General features: G+C 47.1%; 2 protein-coding genes. Both read right to left on the bottom strand.

Annotation, left to right across the window (positions count from 1 at the left end; translation table 11 throughout):
* A partial coding sequence (locus tag D5281_RS25230) for a relaxase/mobilization nuclease domain-containing protein (protein ID WP_160562576.1) occupies nt 1-323 on the bottom strand: 323 nt, incomplete at its 3' end.
* Nucleotides 284-595, bottom strand: a 312-nt coding sequence (locus D5281_RS25225) for a plasmid mobilization protein (protein WP_160562575.1), incomplete at its 5' end; no start/stop codon positions are given. The genes D5281_RS25230 and D5281_RS25225, both read right to left, overlap by 40 nt.

The following is a 595-nucleotide window of genomic DNA, read 5'->3' as shown; positions in this document are numbered from 1 at the left end:
TGGACGTGTCCTTTGTCAATGTGCGTCGTGAGTACATATTCATGCTGCCCCTTTGTTACCGCGTCGGCAAGCTGCTTTCCGATTTCATGGGCTTTCTGATAATCGACTTCCCCCGGCTCAAAGGACTGTATCAGATGAAAGGCTAAATTGTTCCCCTTTTGGAGTGCTTGGGACAATGTATATTCAAACTCAATATCTGCCGTTTCATAGGAGCAGCCGAAAGAGGACACAAGCATTTTTCCGTCCGTCTTGTCCGGGTTTTCGATATAGTCAAGGGCTTTGCTTAGAGTGCTTTTAATAGGCTTAATCTTTGTAACCGCCATATCTCCGCAAGCACCCCCTTTATTTCCTCTATATCCTCTTGGTATGCGTTTCCCGTCGCGTTTACGCGGCGTGCTATCTGGTTGACGTTGACACCGATTTTCTGTATCTCTGCGGTCATTGCCTTAATGTCGCTGTGGTCTATCTGAATGATATACCCGTCAATGGCAATCTTCCGCAGATATGCCGCCATGTTCCGGGTGGGTACGAGCTTCATTTTTTCCAGTATTAAATCCCGTTCCGCTTCCGTCACTCTGAATTTGATTTGCACCGT

The organism is Parablautia muri (assembly GCF_009917485.1).
Lineage (GTDB): Bacteria > Bacillota > Clostridia > Lachnospirales > Lachnospiraceae > Suilimivivens > Suilimivivens muri.
Note: the sequence above shows the minus strand (reverse complement) of the source record. Positions and strands in the feature narration are given on the sequence as shown.